Annotated in this window: 26 protein-coding genes and 1 pseudogene; 15 read left to right on the top strand and 12 right to left on the bottom strand. The window is 67.7% G+C overall.

All coding sequences use genetic code 11. The features are described 5' to 3' along the window. A pseudogene (locus TX88_RS35275) lies at positions 1 to 262 on the top strand (hypothetical protein); the annotation flags it as partial. Further along, positions 234 to 620: a YncE family protein gene (locus tag TX88_RS35270; RefSeq protein WP_244438562.1), complete on the top strand. Its 387-nt coding sequence runs from the start codon at positions 234 to 236 to the stop codon at positions 618 to 620. The pseudogene TX88_RS35275 and the gene TX88_RS35270, both read left to right, overlap by 29 nt. 1 nt (position 621) lies before the next feature. Here the strand turns inward: TX88_RS35270 and TX88_RS21755 are convergent, their stop codons facing one another. Both TX88_RS21755 and TX88_RS21750 read right to left on the bottom strand, forming a co-directional pair. Then, complete coding sequence (locus TX88_RS21755) at positions 622 to 1,326, bottom strand: response regulator (protein WP_044519987.1); 705 nt, start codon at positions 1,324 to 1,326, stop codon at positions 622 to 624. Beyond that, positions 1,323 to 2,882, bottom strand: coding sequence for a sensor histidine kinase (locus tag TX88_RS21750; protein ID WP_044519986.1), 1,560 nt, complete (start codon positions 2,880 to 2,882; stop codon positions 1,323 to 1,325). The genes TX88_RS21755 and TX88_RS21750 overlap by 4 nt, the downstream gene beginning before the upstream one ends. A 184-nt stretch (positions 2,883 to 3,066) precedes the next feature. Between TX88_RS21750 and TX88_RS33455 the strand changes: the two genes are divergently transcribed. The 3 genes from TX88_RS33455 to TX88_RS21735 all read left to right on the top strand — a co-directional run bounded on the left by TX88_RS33455 (position 3,067) and on the right by TX88_RS21735 (position 5,304). Then, entirely contained in the window at positions 3,067 to 3,342 is a 276-nt protein-coding gene (locus TX88_RS33455) for a hypothetical protein (RefSeq protein WP_084622054.1), read from the top strand. 153 nt (positions 3,343 to 3,495) lie between these two features. Then, the gene (locus TX88_RS21740) at positions 3,496 to 4,857 is read left to right on the top strand and encodes a cation:dicarboxylate symporter family transporter (RefSeq protein ID WP_044519984.1); all 1,362 of its coding nucleotides are present in this window, start codon (positions 3,496 to 3,498) and stop codon (positions 4,855 to 4,857) included. 132 nt (positions 4,858 to 4,989) lie between these two features. After that, on the top strand, positions 4,990 to 5,304 hold the full coding sequence (locus TX88_RS21735) for a hypothetical protein (protein ID WP_044521574.1): 315 nt from the start codon (positions 4,990 to 4,992) through the stop codon (positions 5,302 to 5,304). 3 nt (positions 5,305 to 5,307) lie between these two features. Here the strand turns inward: TX88_RS21735 and TX88_RS21730 are convergent, their stop codons facing one another. After that, on the bottom strand, positions 5,308 to 5,619 hold the full coding sequence (locus TX88_RS21730; protein WP_044519983.1) for a hypothetical protein: 312 nt from the start codon (positions 5,617 to 5,619) through the stop codon (positions 5,308 to 5,310). Between the two features lie 108 nt (positions 5,620 to 5,727). Between TX88_RS21730 and TX88_RS21725 the strand changes: the two genes are divergently transcribed. After that, positions 5,728 to 7,350, top strand: coding sequence for a fatty acid--CoA ligase (locus TX88_RS21725; RefSeq protein ID WP_044519982.1), 1,623 nt, complete (start codon positions 5,728 to 5,730; stop codon positions 7,348 to 7,350). On the opposite strand, the gene TX88_RS21720 is transcribed toward TX88_RS21725, so the two are convergent. After that, a complete protein-coding gene (locus TX88_RS21720) occupies positions 7,347 to 8,180 on the bottom strand; it encodes an alpha/beta fold hydrolase (RefSeq protein WP_044519981.1) in 834 nt (277 codons plus the stop codon). The genes TX88_RS21725 and TX88_RS21720 overlap by 4 nt on opposite strands. Before the next feature lie 62 nt (positions 8,181 to 8,242). On the opposite strand from TX88_RS21720, the gene TX88_RS21715 reads away from it, so the two are divergent. Further along, positions 8,243 to 8,848: a TetR/AcrR family transcriptional regulator gene (locus TX88_RS21715; protein WP_044519980.1), complete on the top strand. Its 606-nt coding sequence runs from the start codon at positions 8,243 to 8,245 to the stop codon at positions 8,846 to 8,848. A 78-nt stretch (positions 8,849 to 8,926) separates the two neighbouring features. On the opposite strand, the gene TX88_RS21710 is transcribed toward TX88_RS21715, so the two are convergent. Both TX88_RS21710 and TX88_RS21705 read right to left on the bottom strand, forming a co-directional pair. Further along, positions 8,927 to 10,117, bottom strand: coding sequence for a lipid-transfer protein (locus tag TX88_RS21710; RefSeq protein WP_044519979.1), 1,191 nt, complete (start codon positions 10,115 to 10,117; stop codon positions 8,927 to 8,929). A 15-nt stretch (positions 10,118 to 10,132) separates the two neighbouring features. Then, on the bottom strand, positions 10,133 to 10,522 hold the full coding sequence (locus TX88_RS21705) for a hypothetical protein (RefSeq protein ID WP_044519978.1): 390 nt from the start codon (positions 10,520 to 10,522) through the stop codon (positions 10,133 to 10,135). 69 nt (positions 10,523 to 10,591) lie between these two features. Between TX88_RS21705 and TX88_RS34575 the strand changes: the two genes are divergently transcribed. Both TX88_RS34575 and TX88_RS21700 read left to right on the top strand, forming a co-directional pair. Beyond that, positions 10,592 to 10,732: a hypothetical protein gene (locus tag TX88_RS34575; protein WP_167333305.1), complete on the top strand. Its 141-nt coding sequence runs from the start codon at positions 10,592 to 10,594 to the stop codon at positions 10,730 to 10,732. Positions 10,733 to 10,762: 30 nt separating this feature from the next. Continuing rightward, positions 10,763 to 11,815, top strand: coding sequence for an NAD(P)H-dependent amine dehydrogenase family protein (locus tag TX88_RS21700; protein ID WP_044519977.1), 1,053 nt, complete (start codon positions 10,763 to 10,765; stop codon positions 11,813 to 11,815). Between the two features lie 26 nt (positions 11,816 to 11,841). Here the strand turns inward: TX88_RS21700 and TX88_RS21695 are convergent, their stop codons facing one another. Next, positions 11,842 to 12,897, bottom strand: coding sequence for a zinc-binding dehydrogenase (locus TX88_RS21695; RefSeq protein ID WP_044519976.1), 1,056 nt, complete (start codon positions 12,895 to 12,897; stop codon positions 11,842 to 11,844). A gap of 65 nt (positions 12,898 to 12,962) precedes the next feature. Here TX88_RS21695 and TX88_RS21690 point away from each other — a divergent pair, with 65 nt between their 5' ends. Both TX88_RS21690 and TX88_RS21685 read left to right on the top strand, forming a co-directional pair. Beyond that, a complete protein-coding gene (locus TX88_RS21690; RefSeq protein WP_044519975.1) occupies positions 12,963 to 13,817 on the top strand; it encodes a class II glutamine amidotransferase in 855 nt (284 codons plus the stop codon). 35 nt (positions 13,818 to 13,852) lie between these two features. Next, entirely contained in the window at positions 13,853 to 14,710 is an 858-nt protein-coding gene (locus TX88_RS21685; RefSeq protein ID WP_044519974.1) for a patatin-like phospholipase family protein, read from the top strand. Position 14,711: 1 nt separating this feature from the next. Here the strand turns inward: TX88_RS21685 and TX88_RS21680 are convergent, their stop codons facing one another. Continuing rightward, positions 14,712 to 15,761, bottom strand: a complete 1,050-nt coding sequence (locus TX88_RS21680) for a patatin-like phospholipase family protein (RefSeq protein ID WP_044519973.1) — start codon at positions 15,759 to 15,761, stop codon at positions 14,712 to 14,714. An 18-nt stretch (positions 15,762 to 15,779) separates the two neighbouring features. On the opposite strand from TX88_RS21680, the gene TX88_RS21675 reads away from it, so the two are divergent. Further along, complete coding sequence (locus TX88_RS21675; RefSeq protein ID WP_044519972.1) at positions 15,780 to 17,489, top strand: SulP family inorganic anion transporter; 1,710 nt, start codon at positions 15,780 to 15,782, stop codon at positions 17,487 to 17,489. Here TX88_RS21675 and lpqV read toward each other — a convergent pair. After that, positions 17,486 to 17,944 carry a lipoprotein LpqV gene (gene lpqV, locus TX88_RS21670; protein ID WP_044519971.1) on the bottom strand — a complete coding sequence of 153 codons (459 nt, stop codon included), beginning with the start codon at positions 17,942 to 17,944 and terminating at the stop codon, positions 17,486 to 17,488. The two genes, TX88_RS21675 and lpqV, sit on opposite strands and share 4 nt — an antisense overlap. 118 nt (positions 17,945 to 18,062) lie before the next feature. Between lpqV and TX88_RS21665 the strand changes: the two genes are divergently transcribed. Both TX88_RS21665 and TX88_RS21660 read left to right on the top strand, forming a co-directional pair. Next, positions 18,063 to 18,581 carry a cysteine dioxygenase gene (locus TX88_RS21665; RefSeq protein ID WP_044519970.1) on the top strand — a complete coding sequence of 173 codons (519 nt, stop codon included), beginning with the start codon at positions 18,063 to 18,065 and terminating at the stop codon, positions 18,579 to 18,581. 2 nt (positions 18,582 to 18,583) lie between these two features. Further along, positions 18,584 to 18,952, top strand: coding sequence for a rhodanese-like domain-containing protein (locus TX88_RS21660; protein WP_044519969.1), 369 nt, complete (start codon positions 18,584 to 18,586; stop codon positions 18,950 to 18,952). An 11-nt stretch (positions 18,953 to 18,963) separates the two neighbouring features. Here TX88_RS21660 and TX88_RS21655 read toward each other — a convergent pair whose 3' ends face one another. Genes TX88_RS21655 through TX88_RS21645 form a run of 3 tightly spaced genes read right to left on the bottom strand, consistent with a single transcriptional unit; the run spans position 18,964 to position 22,496 of the window. Beyond that, positions 18,964 to 20,664, bottom strand: a complete 1,701-nt coding sequence (locus TX88_RS21655) for an alpha/beta hydrolase (protein WP_044519968.1) — start codon at positions 20,662 to 20,664, stop codon at positions 18,964 to 18,966. A 9-nt stretch (positions 20,665 to 20,673) separates the two neighbouring features. Beyond that, complete coding sequence (locus tag TX88_RS21650) at positions 20,674 to 21,450, bottom strand: enoyl-CoA hydratase (protein ID WP_044519967.1); 777 nt, start codon at positions 21,448 to 21,450, stop codon at positions 20,674 to 20,676. After that, positions 21,447 to 22,496: an enoyl-CoA hydratase/isomerase family protein gene (locus tag TX88_RS21645; protein WP_044519966.1), complete on the bottom strand. Its 1,050-nt coding sequence runs from the start codon at positions 22,494 to 22,496 to the stop codon at positions 21,447 to 21,449. Before TX88_RS21645 ends, TX88_RS21650 begins: the two co-directional genes overlap by 4 nt. A gap of 174 nt (positions 22,497 to 22,670) precedes the next feature. Here TX88_RS21645 and TX88_RS21640 point away from each other — a divergent pair, with 174 nt between their 5' ends. Next, entirely contained in the window at positions 22,671 to 23,519 is an 849-nt protein-coding gene (locus TX88_RS21640) for a Bax inhibitor-1/YccA family protein (RefSeq protein WP_044519965.1), read from the top strand. Positions 23,520 to 23,578 lie beyond the last annotated feature (59 nt).

The following is a 23,578-nucleotide window of genomic DNA, read 5'->3' as shown; positions in this document are numbered from 1 at the left end:
CATCGACATCGCCGTCATCGACACCACCGCCGAGCGGGTGGGCACCATCGACATCGCCACCGGCCCCGGCATCAACCTCGACGCCCTGCAGATCGACTCGACCGGCAAGCGCCTGTATGTCGCCACCTCGGACTCTCGTGGCAGCCGCCTGGTCATCGTCAACACCGAAACCGCCCAGGCCCAGGCACCGTGTGGGTCGGTGCCCCGATCGCGACATCGCGATCGGCGACGGCGTGGCCTACGTGCTGACCTCCGACCTTGAGCATCGCGGTGTGGTCCACACCGTCGACCTGTCGGCCGGCGCCGTGGTGGACGCCGTCGAGGTCGGTGGAGCGCCGACCCAGCTGGTGCTGAGCCCCGATGCCACCCGCGCCTACCTGGTCGATTACGACCGCGTCACCGTGTGGTGCGCGCTGACCAGCGAGATCCTGGGCAGCATGGACGTGCACGCACAGCCCGCCGCAGTTGCCTTGCGCGACAACGGCACCCGGCTCTACGTGGCCGACTACGCCGGCCACGTCAACGTCTTCGGCGTCGCCGAGTCGCTGTACTCGCAGCTGGTCTCGGTCGACGCGGTCGAGATGCACGAACTGCCGGCCCTGCAGGTGGCCGGCGCCTGATTCAGCGCCAGCGATAGCGGGTACGCGGCCGCCCGGCCTTGCCGTATTCCGTGTGGCGGGTGACGGTGCCGTCATCGGCCAGACGCTCGAGATAACGCCACGCCGTCACCCGTGACACGCCGACCCGCTTGGCCGCCTCATCGGCGGTCAGCCCGTCCGGCTCGTCGCGCACCGCGGTGGCGATCCCCTCGGTGGTCTGCGGTGCCGCACCTTTGGGCGCGGTGGATTTGTCGGTGGCGATGCGCAATTCGGCCAACGCCCGGTCGACCTCGGCCTGGCTGGCGGCATCGGTTCCCGACGGCAGCGCCAGACGATAGCGGCGGTAGCGCTCCAGCCGGTCGCGGAAAGCCGCGAACGCGAACGGCTTGAGCAGATAGGCCAGGGCGCCATGGGCCACCGCCGCGCGCACCATCTCCAGGTCCCGTTCGGAGGTGATGGCGATGATGTCAGGCGCAGGACGCAGCCCGGAAAGGCCGGACGCCAACGAGATTCCGCTGGCATCGGGCAGTCCGATATCCAGCAGCACGAGGTCTACCGGACGCTCGGACGCGGCTGCGGCCGCCGCCGCCCGCATCGCATCGCGTGCGGTGTGCGCCACCGCTGCCACCGAAAACCCTTCCAGGCGGCCGAGATAGGCCTGATGGGCCTCGGCGATCAACGGATCGTCCTCGACGATGAGGACGCTGATCGGCGCGCAGACGCTCATGGCCGTGGCACCGTCGCTGTCACCACGGAACCGTAAGTGACGTCGGCGCGCAGGGTCCCGCCGTGCCTGCGGATGACCTGGCCGACCAGGGCCAGTCCCAGACCGTGCCCGGCCGGGTCTGCGGATTTCGTGGAATAGCCACGCTGCATGGCCTTTTCGAAGGTGTCCGAGTCCATGCCGGGGCCGCTGTCGGCCACCCGGATCAACAACTCGTGATCGTCCTGGGTCACCGTGACCTCGATCCACGGATCGTCACGGTCACAGGCATCCATCGCATTGTCGATCAGATTACCCAGCACCGTCACCATCTCCTGCCCGGAGAGCACGGCGTCGGCGGACAACTGGGTGTCCTCGGTGACGGTCAGCGCGATCCCGCGTTCGTCGGCCTGGGCCGTCTTGCCGAGCAGCAGGGCCACCAGGGCGGGTTCACCCACGGCCAGCGACAACCGGTCCACCAGGCGCTGGGACAACTCCAATTCACTGGTGGCGAACCGGACCGCATCCTCGGGCCGGCCCATCTCCACCATGGTGACCACCGTGTGCAGCTTGTTCGCCGACTCGTGCGCCTGCGCCCGCAACGAGTCGGCCAGGACCTGCAGCGAGCTGAGCTCGCCCAGGGCGCCCTGCAGTTCGGTGCGATCACGGATCGTGACGACCTCCGATCCGGAGCCGGCGACCCGGGCCCGGTTGACCACCAGCACGCGGTCGGCGGTGACGTGCAGCTCGTCGCGCACTCCGGGATCGGCGCTACGCAGAAACTGCGGCAGATCCTCCGTACGTACCGGCCCTGACGCCAGCCCCAGCAGCCGGCGTGCCTCGTCATTGGCCAGGGCGACGCCATCACGATCGAGGACGATGAGCCCCTCGGACACCGAATGCAGGATCGCATCGTGGTGGTCGTACATGACTCGCAGTTCGTCGGGCCGCAGGCCCCGGGTCTGACGCAACAGCCTGCGCCGGATCGCCCACACCCCGATCAGTGAAAGCGCCAGCGCGGCAGCGGTTACCGCGGCGATCACCGGAATCTGCGCGCGCCAGCGCTGGGCCAGCGTCTGCTGGGTGATCCCCGCCGACACCAGGCCCACGATGCGCCCGTCGGCGCTGCGTACCGGCGCGATCGCCCGCACCGACGGACCCAGCGTCCCGGTGTAGACCTCGCTGAACGTCTCGCCGCGCAACGCGGGCTCGACGGTGCCCAGGTAATGCCCGCCGATCTGGGTGGGATCGGTGTGGGTGAACCGGACTCCGTCGGGCGCCATGATGGTGATGAACGCGATGTCGGTGCTGGTCCGCACCGCTTCAGTTACCGGCTGTAAAACCGTTGTCGCGGTACCGGATTCGATGGCAGCCGCCGTCGAGGGGGCATCGGCCAGCGCGGTGGCGATGCCGATCACCTGCTCGCGGGCCGCATTCTCGCCGTCGCGGCGGGCGTCGAGAAGCGCCAGTGCGGTGCCGGCCAGCACCACCACCGCGACCACCAGGACCTGCAGTGCGATGGCCTGTCCGGCCAGGGAGCGCGGCCAGGCCCGGGCCGGCAGCTGCCGCCAGTGCGTCACAGCACCTCCGATTGTGAAGGCAACGACCTTTCAAGATAGTGGCCCGGATATCCGCTGGTAGCGGGTTCGTGCCGGCGATCCTAGCGACCTTCGCGCCCGTCAATTCGGGGCTGCTGTTCGCGGGTGCTGAGTCGTAGAATCTGACAGTAAGCAGGGTCGAGGGTAGATCCAAGGGAGACCTGCGATGAGCTGGATTATTCATCGCTTGACGACCATCATCATGGCCGCGGTTGCGTCGCTGGCGGTGGTGACGGCGATTGCCCCGGCGGTCGGTAATGCCACCGAATGCGGAGTGGGCACGGTTTTCGATCCGCCTTCCAACACGTGCGTGGCGGCCCAGGTGCCGCCTCCTCCGCCGCCACCCCCACCGCCGCCGGCGTGGAACGGTGACATCACGCCGTACTTCTCTGTCGGCATCTGCGCGCCTATTCCGTTCGTCTCGCTCTGCGCGGGTATCTGAGCAATCGATCGCTGATCCGGTCCCGAAGTCGCTCGCCTCGGGGCCGGATCGCCGCGTGAACGTAATGAACTAAAACGTGACCTGGCTCACCCTATGGTCGAAGGTACTGGTACACGCATTCACGCCGAACCCGACCGAACTGGAGGTGGACCGATGACCGTGTCCATGGACCCGCAATCAGAGCCGGCGCCGCCGCAGCGTCGCGACCGCACGCACTGGCTCTACATCGCAGTCATCGCGGCCGTCGTCGTCGGTGTGGTGGTCGGGCTGGTGGCACCCGAGGTGGGCAAGAGCGTCGGCGTGCTCGGCACCATGTTCGTCAACCTCATCAAGATGATGATCGGCCCCATCATCTTCTGCACGATCGTGTTGGGGATCGGCTCGGTGCGCAAGGCCGCCACCGTCGGGAAGGTAGGCGGCCTGGCCTTCGGCTACTTCCTGGCGATGTCCACGATCGCGCTGACTATCGGTCTGGTGGTGGGCAACCTGATCCACCCGGGCAGCGGCATGCACCTGTCGGAGAGTTCGGCGGGCAAGGGCGCCGAACTCGCGGAGAAGGCACACGAGTCCGGCGGGCTCATGGACTTCGTCCAGGGCATCATCCCGGAGACGCTGTTCTCGTCGCTGACGGCGGGCAGTGTGCTCCAGGCGTTGTTCGTGGCGTTGTTGGTCGGGTTCGCGCTGCAGGGCATGGGCAGCGCGGGTGAACCGATCCTGCGCGGTATCGAACACCTGCAGAAGCTCGTGTTCAAGGTGTTGATCATGATCCTGTGGCTGGCGCCGATCGGTGCCTTCGGCGCGATCGCCAACGTCGTCGGGCAGACCGGCTGGACCGCCGTCACCCAGCTGCTGACCCTGATGCTGGGCTTCTACGTGACCTGCGTGCTGTTCGTGTTCGGCGTGCTCGGTGTATTGCTGCGCGCGGTGTCGGGAGTGTCCATCTTCAAGCTGGTGCGGTACCTGGCCCGCGAGTATCTGCTGATCTTCTCGACGTCTTCGTCGGAGTCGGCGTTGCCGCGGCTGATCGCCAAGATGGAGCACCTGGGTGTCGAACGCAGCACCGTCGGTGTCGTTGTGCCGACCGGGTATTCGTTCAACCTCGACGGCACTGCGATCTACCTGACCATGGCGGCGCTGTTCATCGCCGACGCGTTGAGTGCCCCGATGTCGGTCGGGCAGCAGATCGGCCTGCTGGTGTTCATGATCGTCGCGTCGAAGGGAGCGGCCGGCGTCACCGGCGCCGGCTTGGCCACGCTGGCCGGTGGCCTGCAGGCCCATCGTCCCGACCTGCTCGACGGGGTCGGACTGATCGTCGGGATCGACCGGTTCATGTCCGAAGCCCGCGCGGTGACCAACTTCTCCGGCAATGCGGTGGCGACCCTGCTGGTCGGCTCGTGGACGCACACCGTGGACAAGGCCAAGGTCGATGCGGTGCTGCGCGGCGACGATCCGTTCGACGAACTCACCATGGTCGACGACCACGCCAACCGCACTCCCGAACCTGCGCGCGCCTGACAGGTAGCTACAGGCCCGGCCGGTACCGTCCGGCCGGGCCTTTGCGTTGAACTCCTGACCGTCCTGGCCCGTAACAAAGGGCAGGACATCACCGAAAAGGTGTATGCGAGAAGCAAGAAGGAAGACACGGCCATGTACGCATCGATCATCATGGTGGCCGCGTCGGGGGCGGCGTTGGGAACCATATTGGCGCCGGCCGGTTTGGCAGCTGCCGACTCGGCCATCGAGACCATCGGACTGCTGGAAGCCGAGGGCTTCTACGTCAACATCGACCGGGTGGGCAGCGCCCCGCTCGATCAGTGCACCGTCATCAGCGTCCGTAACCCGCAGACCCAGACCAGGCTGATCCGGGTCGAGCGGTTCGGCAAGAACGGCACGAAGGATTTCGATCTCGTACCCGTGGTGGTGCGGCGCACCATCACGGTGTCGCTGGACTGCTCGAAGTGAGGCTCAGCGCTGGCAGTTGAGTGACACCGACACGGTCTGGCTGGTGATCGACGGGACCAGGATCCGATCGCCGCCGAGTCCGGGACCGACGTAGGGCACCAACTGGGAGACCTGCTGGGGGTTGCGCACGCTGGTGACCGTGCACTGGTCCAGCGGCGCGGTGCCGATCTTGTCGATGGTGACGGTGTACCCCTCGGACTTCAGGCGGCTGATCACCTGCTGGGCGGTTTCCTCCGCCGAGGCGATCGCCGTCGACCCGCCCATCACGCCCAACACAGCCACGCCGGCTGCTGCCAGCGTCCACTTCGCGCGCATCGGACACGTCCTTCCGTCGTTACTGCTCCATCTTCCCCTACATACATCGTTCAGGAAATTCGAATCGTTCCCGCCGGCGCCGACCGGCGAGCGCATACCATCGCGCCCGTGAAGAGCACGATGCAGAACTGGCCGTTGACGATCACGTCGATCCTGCGACATGCCTGCGGCGTCAACGGGGACCGGACCGTGACCACCGCGGTCGGCGAGGGCCGCTACCGCACGATCGACTATCGGGAGCTGGGCGGGCAGGCGGCGCAGCTGGCCCATGCCCTGCGCGGGCTCGGGGTCGACGGCGACCAGCGCGTCGGCACGTTCATGTGGAACAACACCGAGCACCTCGTCGCCTACCTCGCCGTGCCCGCGATGGGCGCGGTGCTGCACACCCTGAACATCCGGCTGTCGCCCGAGCAGATCGCCTACATCGCCAACGAGGCGGCCGACAGTGTCGTCATCGCCGACGTGTCCCTGGTGCCGCTGCTGGCCCCCGTTCTGCCGCTGCTGGAGACCGTGCACACCGTGATCGTGGTCGGCGACGGCGATACCAGCGCCCTGACCGGTAAGACCGTGCTGCGCTGGGACGAGCTGCTCGCCGCGCAGGCAGAAGAGTTCGACTGGCCCGAGATCGACGAAAACTCCGCGGCGGCAATGTGTTACACGAGCGGTACCACCGGAAACCCGAAAGGTGTGGTGTACAGCCACCGGTCGAGCTACCTGCATGCGCTGAACACCTGCACGGCCAACGCCCTCGACGTCAGCTGCAGCGACTCGGTGCTGCCGATCGTGCCGATGTTCCACGCCAACGCGTGGGGGCTGCCGTATGCGGCGCTGATGGCCGGCGCCAACCTGGTGATGCCCGACCGGTTCATGGACGGTGCCTCGTTGATCGACCTGATCGAATCGCAGCGCCCCACGCTGGCCGGCGCCGTACCGACCATCTGGAACGACGTCATGCACCGGCTGGAAAAGAACCCGGGGCACGATGTTTCGTCGCTGCGACTGGTGGCCTGCGGTGGTTCGGCGGTGCCGCTGTCGTTGATGCAGACCTTCCAGGAGCGGTACGGCGTGTACATCCAGCAGGCCTGGGGGATGACCGAGACCTCGCCGCTGGCCACGGTGGCCAAGCCGCTGCCCGGGGTGACCGAGGAGCGGCAGTGGGAGATGCGGGTCAGCCAGGGCCGGCCGATGTGCGGTGTGGAGGTGCGTGTCGTCGACGACGAGGGCGCCCCGCTGCCCAACGACGACACCGCCGTCGGCGAACTGGAGGTCCGCGGGCCGTGGATCACCGGCTCCTACTACCTGGGCCGCGATGCCGAGAAGTTCGAGAGCGGCTGGCTGCGTACCGGAGACGTCGGCTCGATCGATCAGCAGGGCTACGTGACGCTGACCGACCGGGCCAAAGACGTCATCAAGTCCGGCGGGGAGTGGATCTCCTCGGTGGAGTTGGAGAACCACCTGATCGCGCACCCGGCGGTGTTGGAGGCCGCCGTGGTCGGGGTGCCCGATGAGCGGTGGCAGGAGCGTCCGCTGGCTGTGGTGGTGCTGGAGGAGGGGGCGTCAGCGGCGCCGGCCGAGCTGCGGGAGTTCCTGGCGGACAAGGTGGTTCGGTGGTGGCTGCCCGAGCGGTGGGCGTTCATCGAGCAGGTGCCGCGCACCAGTGTGGGCAAGTACGACAAGAAGACCATCCGGGCGCGGCACGCCGACGGCGTCTACGAGGTGTTCACGCTCTAGTTCGCCGGTACGGCGATGGTCGACAGCAGGTCGGCCAGCCGGTCCGGGCGGTCGACCATGGAGAACGTGCGGGCACCGTCGATGACCTCGAGGCGGGCCCGGGGGATGAGCTGTGCCAGTCGTTCGCCGTCGCCGACCTCGAAGAACACGTCGTCGGCCGACCATGCGATGAGCGTCGGCTTGTCGAATTCGGGCAGCCGTGCGGCCACCCCGGTGGTGACCTCGGTGCGCAACGACAGGGTGAACTGCCGGAGATCCTCGGCGATCGCGGGATTGGACAACGCGGTACGGACCCACTCGCGGGTGAGCGCGTCGATGTTGGAGTACGCGAGGCCCGCGTACGCGCGCTTGCGCACGGCCGGGACCCGGACCAACTGGGCGGCGGTCCGGAACACGGTCCTGGACCGGGCGGCCGCGATCAGCGGCTTCAGGATGGGCGGCGGAAAGTGTTCGAACGCATCACAACTCGTCAGCACCAGGGCGCCGATCCGCTCCGGATGGTGCACCGCCACCAGCTGGGTGACCACGCCGCCGGTGTCGTTGCCGACCAGGACGACGTCCTGCAGGTCCAGCGCGTCCAGGGTGTCGGCGACGATGTCGGCGACACCGCGGATGCTGCGGTCGGCGCCGGGCCGCAGCGGTTCGGAGTGCGCGCCCAGCGGCCAGGTCGGGACGATGCACCGCAGGCCCTGCGTGGCCAGTCGGGCGCTGACCTGCCGCCACAACTGACCGCCCATCATGTAGCCGTGGACGAAGACGACCGGCCTGCCGTCGGTTGGTCCGAATTCCTCGTAATGGATGGTTCCGGCGTTAATCTCAATGATCGACATGGATGACTCCCGGCTCGATACACATTTACGAACAGTCTGCCGGTAACTTACCAACAGGGTGTATGGAAAACAAGAGACGTACTCAGGAAGAGCGTTCCGCGGCGACCCGCGAGGCGTTGATCTCGGCTGCCCGGCAGCTGTGGGGCGAACGTGGCTATGCCGAGGTGGGCACCCCCGAGATCGCCAGTGCCGCCGGGGTGACCCGCGGCGCGATGTATCACCAATTCGCCGACAAGGCAGCGCTTTTCCTGGCTGTGGTGGAGGTCGTCGAGCAGGACGTGATGGCCCGGTTGGCGACCGAGGTGGCGTCGTCGGGTGCGTCGACGCCGGCCGACGCGATCCGGGCCGCGGTCGATGCCTGGCTGGAGGTGTCGGGTGACCCCGAGGTGCGGCAGTTGATCCTGCTCGACGCCCCGAGTGTGCTCGGTTGGGCCGGGTTCCGCGATGTCGCCCAGCGCTACAGCCTCGGCATGACCGAGCAATTGCTGGCCGAGGCGATCAAGGCGGGTCAGCTGGCCCGGCAGCCGGTGCGAGCCCTGGCACACGTGCTGATCGGCGCCCTGGACGAGGCCGCCATGGTCATCGCCACCGCCGAGGATCCGAAGAAGGCCCGCCGCGAGATCAGGCAGGTGCTGCGCCGTTTGATCGACGCGATGCTGACGGGCTGAGTTTCTCCCGCGAGCAGACGCTTGGGTACCCGAAAATGCCTGGAATTGGGTACCGCCGCGTCTGCTCGCGAGGGAAAGTTACCGCTCGGCGCGCTGGTAGGCGGTCACGACCGCCGCGCCGCCGAGGCCGATGTTGTGCTGCAGGGCCGCGTTGACGCCGTCGACCTGACGCTTGTCGGCGGTGCCGCGCAACTGCCAGGTCAGCTCGGAGCACTGGGCCAGGCCCGTCGCGCCGAGCGGGTGGCCCTTGGAGATCAGCCCACCGGAGGGGTTGACCACCCAGCGGCCGCCGTAGGTGGTGTCGTTGTTGTCGATCAGCCGCGGCGCCTCACCCTCGCCGCACAGGCCCAGGGCTTCGTACAGCAGCAGTTCGTTGGCCGAGAAGCAGTCGTGCAGCTCGATGACCTGGAAGTCCTCAGGCCCGAGGCCGGACTGCGCGTAAACCTGCTGGGCAGCTTTGACATTCATGTCGTAGCCGATGATGTTGGCGGCGCTGCCGTCGAAGGTCGAGGCGAAGTCGGTGGTCATCGCCTGCCCGACGATCTCGACGGCCTGCGAGGCGAGTCCGTGCTTGTCGACGAAGGCCTCACTGGCCACGATCGCCGCACCCGAGCCGTCCGAGGTGGGGGAGCACTGCAGCTTGGTCAGCGGGTCGGAGATCATCTTGGCGGCCAGGATGTCGTCGAGCGTGTACTCGTCCTGGAACTGCGCGTACGGATTGTTCACCGAATGCTTGTGGTTCTTGTAGCCGATTTTCGCGAAGTGCTCGGCGGTGGTGCCGTACTTCTTCATGTGCTCGCGGCCGGCCGCGCCGAACATCCACGGCGCGACGGGGAAGGCGAACTCGTCGATCTCGGCCAGCGCCTTGACGTGCTTGCCCAGCGGGGACTCGCGGTCCTGCGCGCCGCCGCCGAGTGAGCCCGGCTGCATCTTCTCGAAGCCGAGCGCGATCGTGCAATCCGCCAGGCCGCCGCGAATCGCCTGTGCGGCAAGGTAAAGCGCGGTCGATCCGGTGGAGCAGTTGTTGTTGACGTTGACGATCGGGATCCCGGTCATGCCCAGTTCGTAGAGCGCGCGCTGCCCCGAGGTGGAATCGCCCGAGCAGTACCCGACATAGCCCTGCTGCACCTGGTCGTAAGAGATGCCCGCGTCCTCGAGTGCCTTGGTGCCGGACTCGCGCGCCATGTCCGGGTAGTCCCAACCCTCGCGCCGCCCTGGTTTCTCGAATTTCGTCATCCCCACACCGACGACGAACACTTTGTTAGCCATGCAACGGAACTTACTTCATCGCGAAACTGGGTCAACCGTCTTCAACTGGAGTTGCCGCAGCCGCACCACCAACGCCGCCGCGGCCAGCAGTGATAACACCCCAAGCTGCCACCAGTTCGCCGGATTGCCGCCATCGCGGTCGAGGAAGTGGTTGACCGCGTGCAGGGTGTTGGCGACCAGGAATCCCGTCAGCACCACGGCGATCACGTCGCGCCACCAGAGCGCGAACAGCATCGTCACGGCGATCCCGATCTGGAACACACCCGCGTCGTGCAGGAAGTGGACGTGATTGGGCCAGTTGGCCCACTGCGCGAACGACGCCGGGTCGATGCGCATCCACACCCCGGTCACCAGCATGCTCAACGCCGCCACCACCACGACGGCCTGAATGAATTTCGTCTGCATATCCGTCAGACGGGGTAGGCGGTGCAGATGTGACAGTCACATCTGGCCGGCCTGCCTCGTCGAAGTGCTATGACCTATCTCGCCGACCATTCCCTTTTGCTGACGGTGCCCGCGTTTCTGCCCGCGGTCCTGGTGGTGCTTCTGATCTCGTACGTGGCGCGGCGCGAACATACTTCCGCTGACGACGACGGTGGTGTAGACCTGAAGTAGAACGTGTTCTAGTTCTGCCGAGGAGGGTCTGTGGCGTTACGCGTCGTGCAGTGGGCAACCGGTGGGGTCGGCGTGGCCGCGATCAAGGGTGTGCTCGAACACCCTGACCTGGAGCTGGTCGGCTGCTGGGTGCACTCGGACGCCAAGAACGGCAAAGACGTCGGCGAGATCATCGGCACCGACCCGCTGGGTGTCACGGCCACCAACAGCGCCGAGGAGATCCTGGCGCTGGACGCCGACGCGGTGATCTACTCGCCGCTCATTCCCAACCCCGACGAGGTCGCGGCGTTGCTGCGCTCGGGCAAGAACGTGATCACCCCCGTCGGCTGGTTGTACCCGAGCGAGAAGCAGGCCGCGCCGATGCGGGCCGCCGCGCTGGAAGGCAACGCCACGCTGCACGGCACCGGCATCGCGCCCGGCGGGATCAGCGAGAAGTTCCCGCTGGTGCTCTCCGCGATGGCCACCGGGGTGAACTTCGTTCGCGCCGAGGAATTTTCCGACCTGCGCACCTATGAGGCACCCGACGTTGTGCGCCATGTCATGGGATTCGGCGGCACCCCCGACACCGCGCTGAGCGGACCGATGCAGAAGATGCTCGACGGCGGTTTCATCCAGGCCGTCAAGATGGTCGTCGACCACGTCGGGTTCAAGATCGACCCGCGGATCCGCGCCACCCAGGAGATCGCCGTGGCCACCGCGCCCATCGACTCGCCGATCGGCGTGATCGAACCCGGCCAGGTCGCCGGCCGCAAGTTCCACTGGGAGGCCCTCGTCGACGGCGAACCCGTCGTGCGGGTCACGGTGAACTGGCTGATGGGCGAGGAAAACCTCGACCCCGCATGGAATTTCGGCCCGGCGGGGCAGCGTTACGAGATGGAGGTCCGTGGTAACCCGGACTTCACCGTCATCATCAAGGGCTTCCAGTCCGAGGCCGGTGAGGAGGGCCCGGAGTCCGGCGTCGTCGCCACCGCGGCGCACTGCGTCAACTCGGTCCCCGCGGTCTGCGCCGCGGCACCCGGTGTGGTGACCTACCCCGACCTGCCGCTGATCAGCGGTAAGGCCGCTCCAAAACTCGCCGGCTGAGCCGGCCATCCGGCCCGAGCTAAGGCTCAGGGCCGCACCAGGATTCGGATCGGATTGCCCTCCTGGCGTTCCAGCTTGTCGATGCCCAGCGCGATGTCCTCCAGGGACACGATCTCGCTGATCGAACGGGACAGGTCCAGCCTGCCCAGAGACACCAGCGTCGCCAAGGTGGAGATGTCGACGTTCTGGTAACCCAGGTGCCCCAGCACCCGCTTCTGGGTCAGGCCGAACATCGACGTCGGGCCGATCGTGGGTTCCTGCGCGCTCATCCCGACCGCGACCAACCGCCCGCCGACCGTCAGCTGACCCAGCGCCTGCTCGAACGTCGACTTGAGGCCCACCGCGTCGAACGCCACATCCAGCCCGCGGCCCCCGGTGACCTCGGCGATCTTCTCGCCGAGCCGCTCGTCGCCGGCGTCGAACGCATAGTCGGCACCGAGTTCCAGGGCCCGCTCCAGCACCTCGGGTTTGATGTCGACGGCCACCACCGGCACCGCGCCCACCAGCCGGGCCAGCTGGGCGATGTGGGTGCCGACCCCGCCCAGGCCCCACACGCCGACCGACTCGCCGATCCCGACCTTGCCGGTGCGCACCACCGCGCCGTACGGCGTCGACACCGCATCGGCGAGGATCGCGGCCTGCTCCAACGGCACGTTGTCCGGCACGCGCGTGAGCCCGACCGCCTGAGCCAGCGTGTATTCGGCCCACGCCCCGTCATAGGCGAAGGCCATCAACCGGATTCGCATGCAGTTGGCGATATCGCCGCGCCCGCAATTGGGGCATTCCATGCAGGGCCGGCCGGCGGCGACGATGACGCGGTCGCCTTCGGCCCAGCCCGTGACGTCCGGGCCGAGCCTGGCGATGGTTCCGGACGCCTCATGGCCCTGTGTGACCACCGGGGCCTGCGCGGGGAAGGTCCCGTTGATCAGGCTCAGATCGGAATGGCAGATCCCGCAGAACGCCACCTTCACCAGAACCTCGCCCGGGCCTGGCTCGGGAATCGGAACATCTTCCACCACAACCCGTTTGGTGTCGGCGTAGAAGCGCTCCGCCCGCATGGTAGGCCCGAGGTCGGATGTCATGGTGTCTCCCTCTCTCGCCCGGCTACTATCGGAAATCATGGCACTTCATCGGGTGGGCTGAGGTCATGTGCCGATTGTTCGGTCTGCACGCCGGTCGCCGGCTGGTGCCGGCGACCTTCTGGCTGCTGGATGCGCCCGACAATCTCGCCGAGCAGAGCAGGCGTAACCCCGACGGCACCGGCCTGGGCGTGTTCGGTGCCGACGGCGTCGCCGCGCTGCACAAGGAACCCGTGGCGGCATGGCAGGATTCCGAATTCGCCACCGAGGCACACGATGTCACCGCGACGACCTTCATCGCGCATGTCCGCTACGCCTCGACGGGGGCGCTCGATGTGGCGAACACCCATCCCTTTCTCCAAGAGGACCGGATCTTCGCGCACAACGGTGTCGTCGAAGGCCTGGATACGCTCGACGAGCGGATCCGCGAGCTCGGGGTGGCGGACCTCGTCGGAGGCCAGACCGACTCCGAGCGCGTCTTCGCCCTCATCACCGCCGCCGTCCGGGCTCATGACGGTGACGTCGGCGCTGCCGTCGTCGACGCCATCGGCTGGCTGGCCGACAACGTGCCGATCTACGCCGTCAATCTCCTGCTCAGCACCGCCACCGACATGTGGGCCCTGCGCTACCCGGACACCCACGAGTTGTATGTGCTCGACCGCAGGCACCCCGATCAACGGCGCCTGCGTCTGCGCAGCTCCCGGATCCGGGCCGAATCCGAGCACCTGACCTCGCAGCCGTCGGTGCTGTTCGCCAGCGAGCCGATGGACGGCGAGGACTGGCGGCTCATCGCCCCCGGCGAACTGGTGCACGTCGACGCGGATCTGCGGATCGACACCCGGGTCGCGTTTCCGGATCCGCCTCGCCACCTGCTACACCGCGACGACCTGTCCGCGCAGGTGGCCGCATCGCAGCACGCTTAGCTGCGACTTTCGGGGCCCTGGCAGACTCGACCTTCGTGACTTCCAAACGTGCACTGGTCCTCGCCGGTGGCGGTATCGCAGGGATCGCCTGGGAGACCGGCATCCTGCAGGGCATCGCCGACGAATCTCCCGAAACCGCCGACGCGCTGCTCACCGCCGATGTGCTGGTGGGTACGTCGGCGGGTTCGACAGTGTCCGCGCAGATCGGCAGCGGCGTGCCCCTGGCGGAGCTGTTCGAGCGCCAGATCGGTGCGGAATCGGCCGAGCTGGACCCCGCGATAAGCATCGACACCGTGACCGACCTGTTCGTCAAAGCCGTGCTGACGCCCAACATCACCAAGGCGCAGAAGCTGCAGCAGATCGGTGCCGTCGCGCTCGACACCGCCACGATCGACCCGGCGGTCCGGCGCAAGGTCATCGAAGCCCGGCTGCCGTCGCACGACTGGCCGGACCGGGTGCTGCGGATCTCGGCCGTCGACATCGACACCGGCGAGCTGGTGACGCTGGATCGCGACTCCGGGGTGTCGCTGGTCGACGCTGTCACCGCCAGCTGTGCGGTGCCCGCGGTGTGGCCCGTCGTCACGATCGGCGGCCGCCGGTTCATGGACGGCGGCATCGGCAGCGCGGTCAACATGGCGCTGGCCGCCGACTGCGACACCGTGGTGGCGCTGGTGCCGCAGGGCCGCTCGACACCGTCGCCATTCGGTAGTGGCGCGGCGCAGGAGGTCGACGGCTTCGACGGACGGTCGCTGGGGATCTTCGCCGACGACGACGCCCTGGCGGCCTTCGGTGAGAACCCGCTCGACCCGGAGTGCCGGGTGCCGTCGGCGCACGCCGGGCGTGCTCAGGGCCGGCGGGTGGCCGCTGAGGTCGCCGCCTTCCTCAAGGGTTGATTCAGCCGTCGAGCGCCCGGGCGGCCAGCTGCCGCCCCACCTCGATGACCTCTGCGGCGCGGTGGAATTCCAGGCTGCGGCACGCGGTGCGCGGTACCTCGATCAGCAGGTCGGGCGGGTAGGCGGCGAGTGTGTGCCGGGCCAGTGCGGCCTGGGCGATGTCGATGGTGCGGTTCATCACCTCGAAGCTGCCCAGCTTCGGCACATCGGCCGGCTCGGGTACCTCAGGCCCATCTGGATCGTCGACCGGGCTGTCGGGGTCCTCATCGGCCGGTTCGGAACTGTCCTCGGGCGGGATCGACGCCCCGAACCGGCTGAGCACGGCCCGAGCGGTCGGCCGGTCCAGCATGGCCCGCACCGACGCCGTGTCCAGCACGGCCGAGGTGCTGCGCATCATGCGGTTCAGCCACTCGGTGGTGGGGCGCCGTTCCGGATCCTCGGGTGTGGGCGCGGTGCCCGGGTCGCCGCCGGACAGGCTGACCGCGATGGTGAGGTCGGCGTTGACCGCGGCGATCGGTGCCATGGGCAACGGGTCGAGGATGCCGCCGTCGCCGAGAAGCCGGCCGTTGAGCACGTGCGGCGCGATCACTCCGGGGATGGCGATCGATGCCCGGATCGCGGAATCCAACGGGCCGCGTTGCAGCCACACCGATTTGCCCGCGATCAGGTCGGTCGCGACCGCGGTGTAGGGGATCGGCAGTCCTTCGATCGTGGCGTCGCCGATGATGTCGCGGACCGCGTCGAGAATCTTCTCGGCGCGCAGGATCCCGGCCGCCGAGATCGACGGATCCAGCAGCCGCAACACCGCCCGCTGAGTCAAAGTCCGCGCCCATTCGGCGAACTCGTCGAGCTTGCCTGCCGCGTGCAGGCCGCCGACCAGCGCGCCCATCGACGACCCGGATACCCCGACGACCTCGTAACCGCGGTCGTGCAGTTCGTTGATCACGCCGATGTGCGCGTAGCCGCGAGCTCCGCCACTGCCGAGAGCCAGAGCAACACGCATACCTCCATTGTGGTGCAACCGGTGAAGTGCCGCCCCAGACGGCCTCATCCGTGACAGGGTTGACCCGTGGGTGCGCCAACATTCGCTCGGAAACTGGGCCGTCCCAAGCCCCGTGATGTCATCGCAGGACTGGTCACGGGTCTGTTCTCCATACCCGAGGGCATGGCCTACGCCAGCATCGGCGGGTTCAACCCCGTCACCGGCATCTACGCCGGCATCATGCCCGGCATCATCGGGTCGCTGTTCGCCCGCACGGTACTGATGGTGACGACGCTGACGAGTGCGATCGCGCTGACGTCGCGCAGTGTGCTCAAGGAGGCCGGGCTGGATCCGCAGGATCCGGCCAACGTGGCCGCGCTGGCCCTCGTCGTCGGCGCTGTGATGCTGCTGTTCGGTCTGCTGCGGTTCGGCTCGATCATGAACTTCGTCTCCAACGCCGTGATGACCGGCTTCTCCACCGGGATCGCCCTGCAGATCGTGGCCGGCGTCCTCGGCGACGCCACCGGTTACAAACCGCAGAGCGGCAACACCATTGGCAAGTTCATCGACTCGCTGGCGCACATCGGGCTGTGGCATCCGGCCGCCGTCGCGGTGGCGCTGGGCACGGTCGCGGTGTGGGCGGTGTTCCACTTCATCAAGCCGCTCGAATCGTTTGCGACGCTGCTGGCGCTCGTCGTGGTGACCGCGGTGGTGGCCGTCGCGCACATCGACGTCGAAACCGTCGGTGACATCGCGTCGATCGCGAACGCGCTTCCGCCGGTGACGGTTCCGAACTTCGCCGCGATGCCCGAACTGATCGTGGGCGGCGTGGCCGTGGCCCTCGTCGCGCTGGCTCAGGCCGCGGGAATCTCTGCCGCGGTACCGAACCCGGACGGCAGCCGCACCAACATGAACGGAGACTTCCTGGCGCAGGGCGCGGCGAATGTGGCGGGCGGACTGTTCGGTGCGCTGCCGGCCGGCGGCTCGCTGTCACGCACCGGGGTGGCGACGTCGGCGGGTGCCCAGACCCGGTGGGCCGGCATCTTCGCCGGGCTCTGGCTTGCCCTGCTGGTGCTCGTCGCCGGCTCGGCCGCGGAGATCATCCCGATGCCCGTGATCGGCGGGCTGATCCTGGTGATCGGAGCCGAACTCATCGTCGGCCGGCTGCCCGACATCAAGCTGGTGCTGCGGGTCGCGCCGCTGTCGGCGGTGGCGATGCTGGTCACCTTCGCCGCCACCACCCAACTACCGCTGCACACCGCGATCGTCATCGGCGTGATCACCTCGCTGGTCCTCTACTGCGCCAAGGTGGCCGAGACCGCACAACTGGTCGCGCTGACACCGGCACCGGACGGCGGCTGGCAGCAGGCCCCCGTGCCCGAGCGGTGCGCCAGCAACGACGTCACCGTGCTGCACTACGCCGGGGTGGGACTGTTCGCCGAGGTGGCCCGGATCGACGAGACATGGCCGCGCGCCGACGGCACCACAAACGCCGTCGTGGTGCTCAGCCTGCGGGCGCTGCCCGACGTGCCGTCGTCGGTGACGATCAAGGCGCTACGCCGATGGGCCGGCCAACTGACGGCCAACAACGGCCGGTTGATCATCTCCGGGGTCAACCCCGGCACCGCGGAGGTGCTGCGGCGCGGTGGACTCGATGACCTGCTGGGCGACGACGGTGTCGTGCCGGCGTCGGATCGGATCTTCGGCGCCCTCGACGTGGCCGTCGAGCGGGGCCGCGCCTGGGTGGCCGCTCAGACCGGCAAACCGGGGGATTCGCCGCAGCGTGATTCGAACTAGCTGCAGAGCTCGTCGGCCGCTGCCCGCGCCGCGACGATGACCGCGGCCTGACGCCCCGGCTCGAGCTGGCCCCACGCCACGTTGTACGTGCCCGGCCCCGGTGCCGCATCGGGGGCCTGCACGCTCGCCAGATACGGCTCGATCTGTGCCTTGAGGTCCCCGCCCTTGGTCTCCATCCAGAGCTTCGCGGCGTGACAGGCCTGGAAGTACTCCTCCTCGGTGGACTGCGCATCCGCGCCGACGGCGGTAGTGACCCCGCCGGGCGACGTCGCAACCTCACCGGGCTTGGCCGTCGGCGTCGCCGCCTCGGCGGTCGTCGTCGCCTGTGGGGAAGGTGCCGTGGATGCCCCGGACTGGTCCTTGCCAGCGTCCGTCGAGCATCCGATCAGCAGGCTCAGGCCGGCCGCAGCGGCGGCTCCGGCGGTCAGGCGGGTGGTCCACGTGTAACGGCGCATCCCGCCAATCTATGCAACACTGGCGGCCGTGACGGAAGGGACCGGATTCCAGGAGTGTTGTCGGGCTTGCTAGCGCGCCCGTCTGCCCTGTTCCGCCGTCATCCTTGGAGTTTCTCTCATGCTGTCCACGCTCGCGCCCGTTCCTGCTGTCTCCGCGCCCACGCGGCTGCGATTGCCCGACCTTCTGCACGCCACCGACCATGCCGCCGACGAAGTGCTGTCCGGCCGCTACGACCGGCTGTTGCGGAGACTGCCCAAGGAGGACCGCTGGTACACGCGGTTGTCCGGTGACGACGAGATCGAGGTCTGGCTGATCAGCTGGGTGCCCGACAAGTCGACCGAACTGCACGACCACGGCGGATCCCTGGGTGCGCTGACCGTGGTGTCCGGCGCACTGCGCGAAACTCGTTGGGACGGCGAGATTTTACGGAAGCGACGGTTCACGGCAGGCGATCAGGCGGCGTTCCCGTTGGGGTGGGTGCATGACGTGGTGCATGCGCCGGCGGCCATCTCGGGTCCGACGCTGAGCGTTCATGCGTACTCGCCGCCGTTGACCGCGATGTCCTACTACGAGGTGACGCCGCAGAACACCTTGCGCCGCAACCGCACCGAACTCACCGACGCGCCGGAGGGATAGCGATGAGCCGCATCGACACCGTGCTGGAGCAGGCCCGCACCCGGCTGCACCGGCTGCCCGCTTCAGAACTTCCCGACGCGCTGGATTCCGGTGCCGTGCTGGTCGACATCCGCCCGGCCGCCCAGCGCGCCGCCGAGGGCTCGGTGCCCGGCGCGCTGGTCATCGAACGCAACGTGCTGGAGTGGCGCTGCGATCCGACCAGTGACGCGCGGATTCCGCAGGCCGTCGACGACGACGTCTACTGGGTGATCCTCTGCTCGGAGGGCTACACCTCGAGCCTGGCCGCCGCCTCGCTGGTCGACCTCGGTCTGCACCGGTCCACCGACGTCGTCGGCGGCTATCACGCGTTGGTCGCCGCCGGCCAGGTGTAAACAGCCGGCGCTCAGGCGTTCTCGTTGCTGCTCAGCATCGGGCGCAGCTTTGCGGTCATCTCCGGTGTCCACCCCGGCGGCTGCAGCACTGCGGCCCACGCATCGGCCACGTTCTGTACGTAGACGTGGCCGTGCCCGTCGGGAACGTCCACGGCCACTGCCATGTCCGCCGACACCTGGAGGAACGTCACCACCGGAATCCACTCCATGCGGCGGGACACGTCGTACCCACGGGGTTCCCGCAGCCAGTCCGGCTTGGCGAACAGCAGGTCGGGCGTCCACCAGGAGATCGGGTCGGACGCGTGCTGCAGATACACCGCGCGGGGGTGGCCCCACGGCGCTTCGGGCCGGTTCAGATTCTCGTCTTTCGCGACGAATCGGACGTTCTCGCCGTTGTCGTAGATGGGCAGCCACTCCGGTGAACCGGCGTCGCGATCGCGGGTGAGCGTGGTCCAGATGGTGTTCTTGAACGTCGGACCCGAGAACAGCGCGCCGTCGGTGCGGGCGACCAGATTGTTCAGCGACAGGAACGGGGCCTCGCCGCCGAACGATCCCAGGCTTTCGCCGAACACCACCAGCTTGGGCCGCTTGTCCTCGGGCATCGCGCGGACCAACGTGTCGACGGCCTCGAACAGCGCCTGTCCGGCCTGGCGCGCGTTCTCCTGGTCGACCAGGAACGACAGCCAGCTCGGCAGGAACGAGTACTGCATCGAGACGATCGCGGTGTTGCCGTTGTACATGTACTCCAGCGCCGAGGCCTCGGCCTCGTTGATCCAGCCCGTGCCCGTCGTGGTCGCCACTGCGATCACCGCGCGGTTCAGCCCGCCGGTGCGCTGTAATTCCCTGGCGGCCAACGCCGCCGTCGCCTTGATGCCGTCAGCGGAATGCAGTCCGGCGTAGGCCCGGATCGGCTCGACCGCGATTTTGCCGCTGAACCGCGAAAGCTGTTGCACGGTAGGGCCGGCCGAGACGAAAACCCGGCCCTGATGGCCCAGCGATTCCCAGCTGGCCAGCGACTGCGGGCCGCCGGAGCGTAGCGGTGACATCGGGGCGGGGAAGTCGGGATCGTTCTCGTCGTTGACGGCCGCGAACGTCCGGTTGATGGTGTCCATCGCCACCCGGACCACCACACCGTTGAGCAACGCGATGCTCAACGCCAGCAGCAACGCCACCACCACAACGGCCGAAACCCGTGGCGGCAGAAAGCGATCCAGCTTGCGATCCAGGAACCGCACCAGCCTGCCGATCAACTGGCCCACCTCGACGAACGCGAACAACACCACGAGCGACAGCACCGCCGTCAACGGGTGGTCCCAGAACTTCAGCCGGGGCACACCCATGAAGTCGCGGATCTCGTCCTGCCAGACGTGGAAGTAGACGATCATCAGGACCTGGCCGACGATGCCGACGGCCAGCAGGGACAGCCAGGCCCACTTCGGTGCCCGCGGACTGGATTCCGCCGAACGCATGTAGCGCACCAGCCATACGCCGAACACGCCCAGCCCATAACCGGTCGCACCCGCCGCGCCGCTGACCAGACCCTGGAACAGCGGGCCGCGGGGCAGCAGCGACGGCGTCAGCGAGAACCAGACGAAGACCAGGCCGAACGCCGTCCCGAAGAACGTGTAATGACGGGCCCACCAGACAGGTTTGTCTGCGTCACCTGACTGGACTTCGGGTGCGTCGGCCTCGGGTTCGGCGGTCTCGGTCACCCGTCGACCTTAGCGATGGGTGAAGTTTGCGGCGCGCTTCTCCGAGAACGCCGCCATGCCTTCCTTCTGATCGGCAGTGGCGAACGCCGAGTGGAACAGCCTGCGCTCGTAGAGCAATCCCTCGGCCAGGGTGGACTCGAAGGCGCGGTTGACCGCTTCCTTGGCCATCCGCGAGGCCGACAGCGACATCCCGGCGATGGTCGCGGCCACGGCAAGCGCCTCGTCGATCAGTGAATCCGCGGGCACCAGGCGCGAAACCAGGCCTGCGCGCTCGGCTTCCACGGCGTCGATGGTGCGGCCGGTGAGGATCAGATCCATCGCCTTGGCCTTGCCGATCGCCCGCGTCAGCCGCTGCGAACCGCCCATGCCCGGCAGTACACCCAGCTTGATCTCGGGCTGACCGAACTTGGCCGAATCCGCGGCGATCAGGATGTCGCACATCATCGCCAGCTCGCAGCCGCCGCCCAGCGCGTACCCGGCGACCGCGGCGATCGTCGGGGTGCGGGTCGCGGCGAACTTCGACCACAGCTCGAAGAAGTCGGCCGAGTACACGTCGGCGAACGACAGCTCGGCCATCTCCTTGATGTCGGCTCCGGCGGCGAAGGCCTTCTCGTTGCCGGTGACGATGATGGCGCCGACGCTCGGGTCACGGTCGAGTTCGGCTGCGGCGGTGGTCACTTCGGTCATGACCTGGGTGTTGAGCGCGTTGAGCGCCTTCGGCCGGTTCAGCGTGATGGTGGCGACCCGCTCGACGCGGGTCACCAGGATCGTCTCGAACTCACTCATTTGTTCTCCTCCTGGAAGGTCAGGTCGGGGTCTGCCGGAATGAAGTACGCCTCGACGTCGGCGGGGGTGACCGCTGCGATCGAGGCGGGGGACCACTGCGGGTTGCGGTCCTTGTCGACGAGCTGGGCCCGGATGCCCTCGACGAAATCATGGGATTTCACCGACGCGCACGAGGTCCGGTATTCCTCGCGCAGCACGTCCTCCAGTGTCTCCAGCCCGGCCGCGCGGCGCACCGCTTCGAGCGTGACGGCCAGGGCGATGGGGGAGCGGGTGGCGATGAGCTTGGCGGCATCGTGGGCAGCGGTTGCGTCGTGGCCGCCCAGCGCGGCGAGGATGTCGGCGACGTTCTCGCCCGCGTAGCACTCGTCGATCCAGCCGCGCTGATCCAGCAGCGGGCTCGCGGGCGGTTCGAGGGCATAGGTGGCCAGGGCGTTCTGAACGCCGTCGGCGATGAGGGACTCCGTGAAGTCGGCCAACTTGTCGTGTGGCACGTAGTGATCGGCGAAACCCATGGCGATCGCGTCGGCCCCGGAGAACGGTGCACCGGTGAGCGCGGCGTGCAATCCCAGCGCACCGGGAGCCCGTGACAGCAGATAGGTGCCACCGACGTCGGGGATGAAGCCGATGCCGACCTCGGGCATCGCCATCTTCGTGGTGTCGGTGGCGATGCGGACGCTGCCATGGGATGCGACGCCAACGCCGCCGCCCATCACGATGCCGTCCATCAACGCCACGTACGGCTTGGGATAGCTGCCGATGTAGGCGTTGAGCAGGTATTCGTCGTACCAGAACCGACGCGCGTCGGCGCCGCCCTCCTTGGCGCTGTGATAGAGCGCCACCACGTCGCCGCCCGCGCACAGGCCGCGTTCGCCGGAACCGGTGAGCAGCACGGTGTGAACTGTGTCGTCGTTCTCCCAGGCGTGCAGCGCCTCGGACATGCCCGCGACCATCGCATCGTTGAGCGAGTTGATCGCCTTGGGCCGGTTCAGCGTGAGGATGCCGACGCCGTTGCGGACACTTACTAGGACGTCCTCGTTTTCTGTCACGAGTTGCAATCTAGTTCGGGCCCCCAGGGACGGTGCGCTACGGGTAGGGTTTGCCTCAAGATCAAACCTGGAAGTTTCCTGGGAGTCTTTTGGCCTCGCCGGGAACCCGCCAGGAACATCGATCGTTGAGCTACTAGTTCGTAAGCGAACATCTCATAGGAGAGGAACCCGACGGTGCGCGAATCCAGCAACCCGGTATTCCGCAGCCTGCCGAAGCAGCAGGGCGGATACGCACAATTCGGTACCGGAGCCGCAGGCTACGGTGCACAGCAGGTGCATGCGCAGCCCTACGCGCAGGAGTACCTCGAGCAGCCGCAGACCGGTGTTTCTCGGCCGCTGACCATCGATGACGTCGTCACCAAGACCGGCATCACCCTCGCTGTGCTGTCGGTCGTCGGAGTCATCTCCTACGTGCTGGTGGCAGGCAACCTCGCGCTGGCGACGCCGTTCGCCCTCGTGGGCGCGCTCGGCGGATTGGCGCTCGTCCTCGTCGCGACGTTCGGCCGCAAGCAGGACAGCCCGGCCATCGTGCTGAGCTACGCGGCGCTGGAGGGCCTGTTCCTCGGTGCCATTTCGTTCATCATCGCCAACATCACCTCGGTCGGCGGCGTCGGCATGATCGCGCAGGCGATCGTCGGCACCATGGGCGTGTTCTTCGGCATGCTGGTCGTCTACAAGACCGGCGCCATCCGCGTGACACCCAAGTTCACCCGCATGATCGTCGCCGGCATGTTCGGCGTCCTGGCGCTGATGTTGCTCAACTTCGTGCTCGCGATCTTCGGCGTCGGCGGCGGTGCGGGCCTGGGCCTGCGTGACGGCGGCATGCTCGCCATCGGCTTCTCGCTGCTGTGCATCGGCCTGGCGGCGTTCAGCTTCCTGATCGACTTCGACGCCGCCGACCAGATGGTCCGTGCCGGCGCGCCGGAGAAGGCCGCGTGGGGCATCGCCCTGGGCCTGACCGTCACCCTGGTCTGGCTGTACATCGAGATCCTGCGGTTGCTGTCGTACTTCAACAACGACTAGCAACCCTGCCCCGAGAAAGGCGTCCGCGATTGCGGGCGCCTTTTTCTTTTGCGCCGAGG

Origin of the sequence: Mycolicibacterium septicum DSM 44393 (assembly GCF_000455325.1) — a bacterium.
Taxonomy (GTDB): Bacteria; Actinomycetota; Actinomycetes; order Mycobacteriales; family Mycobacteriaceae; genus Mycobacterium; species Mycobacterium septicum.
Note: the sequence above shows the minus strand (reverse complement) of the source record. Positions and strands in the feature narration are given on the sequence as shown.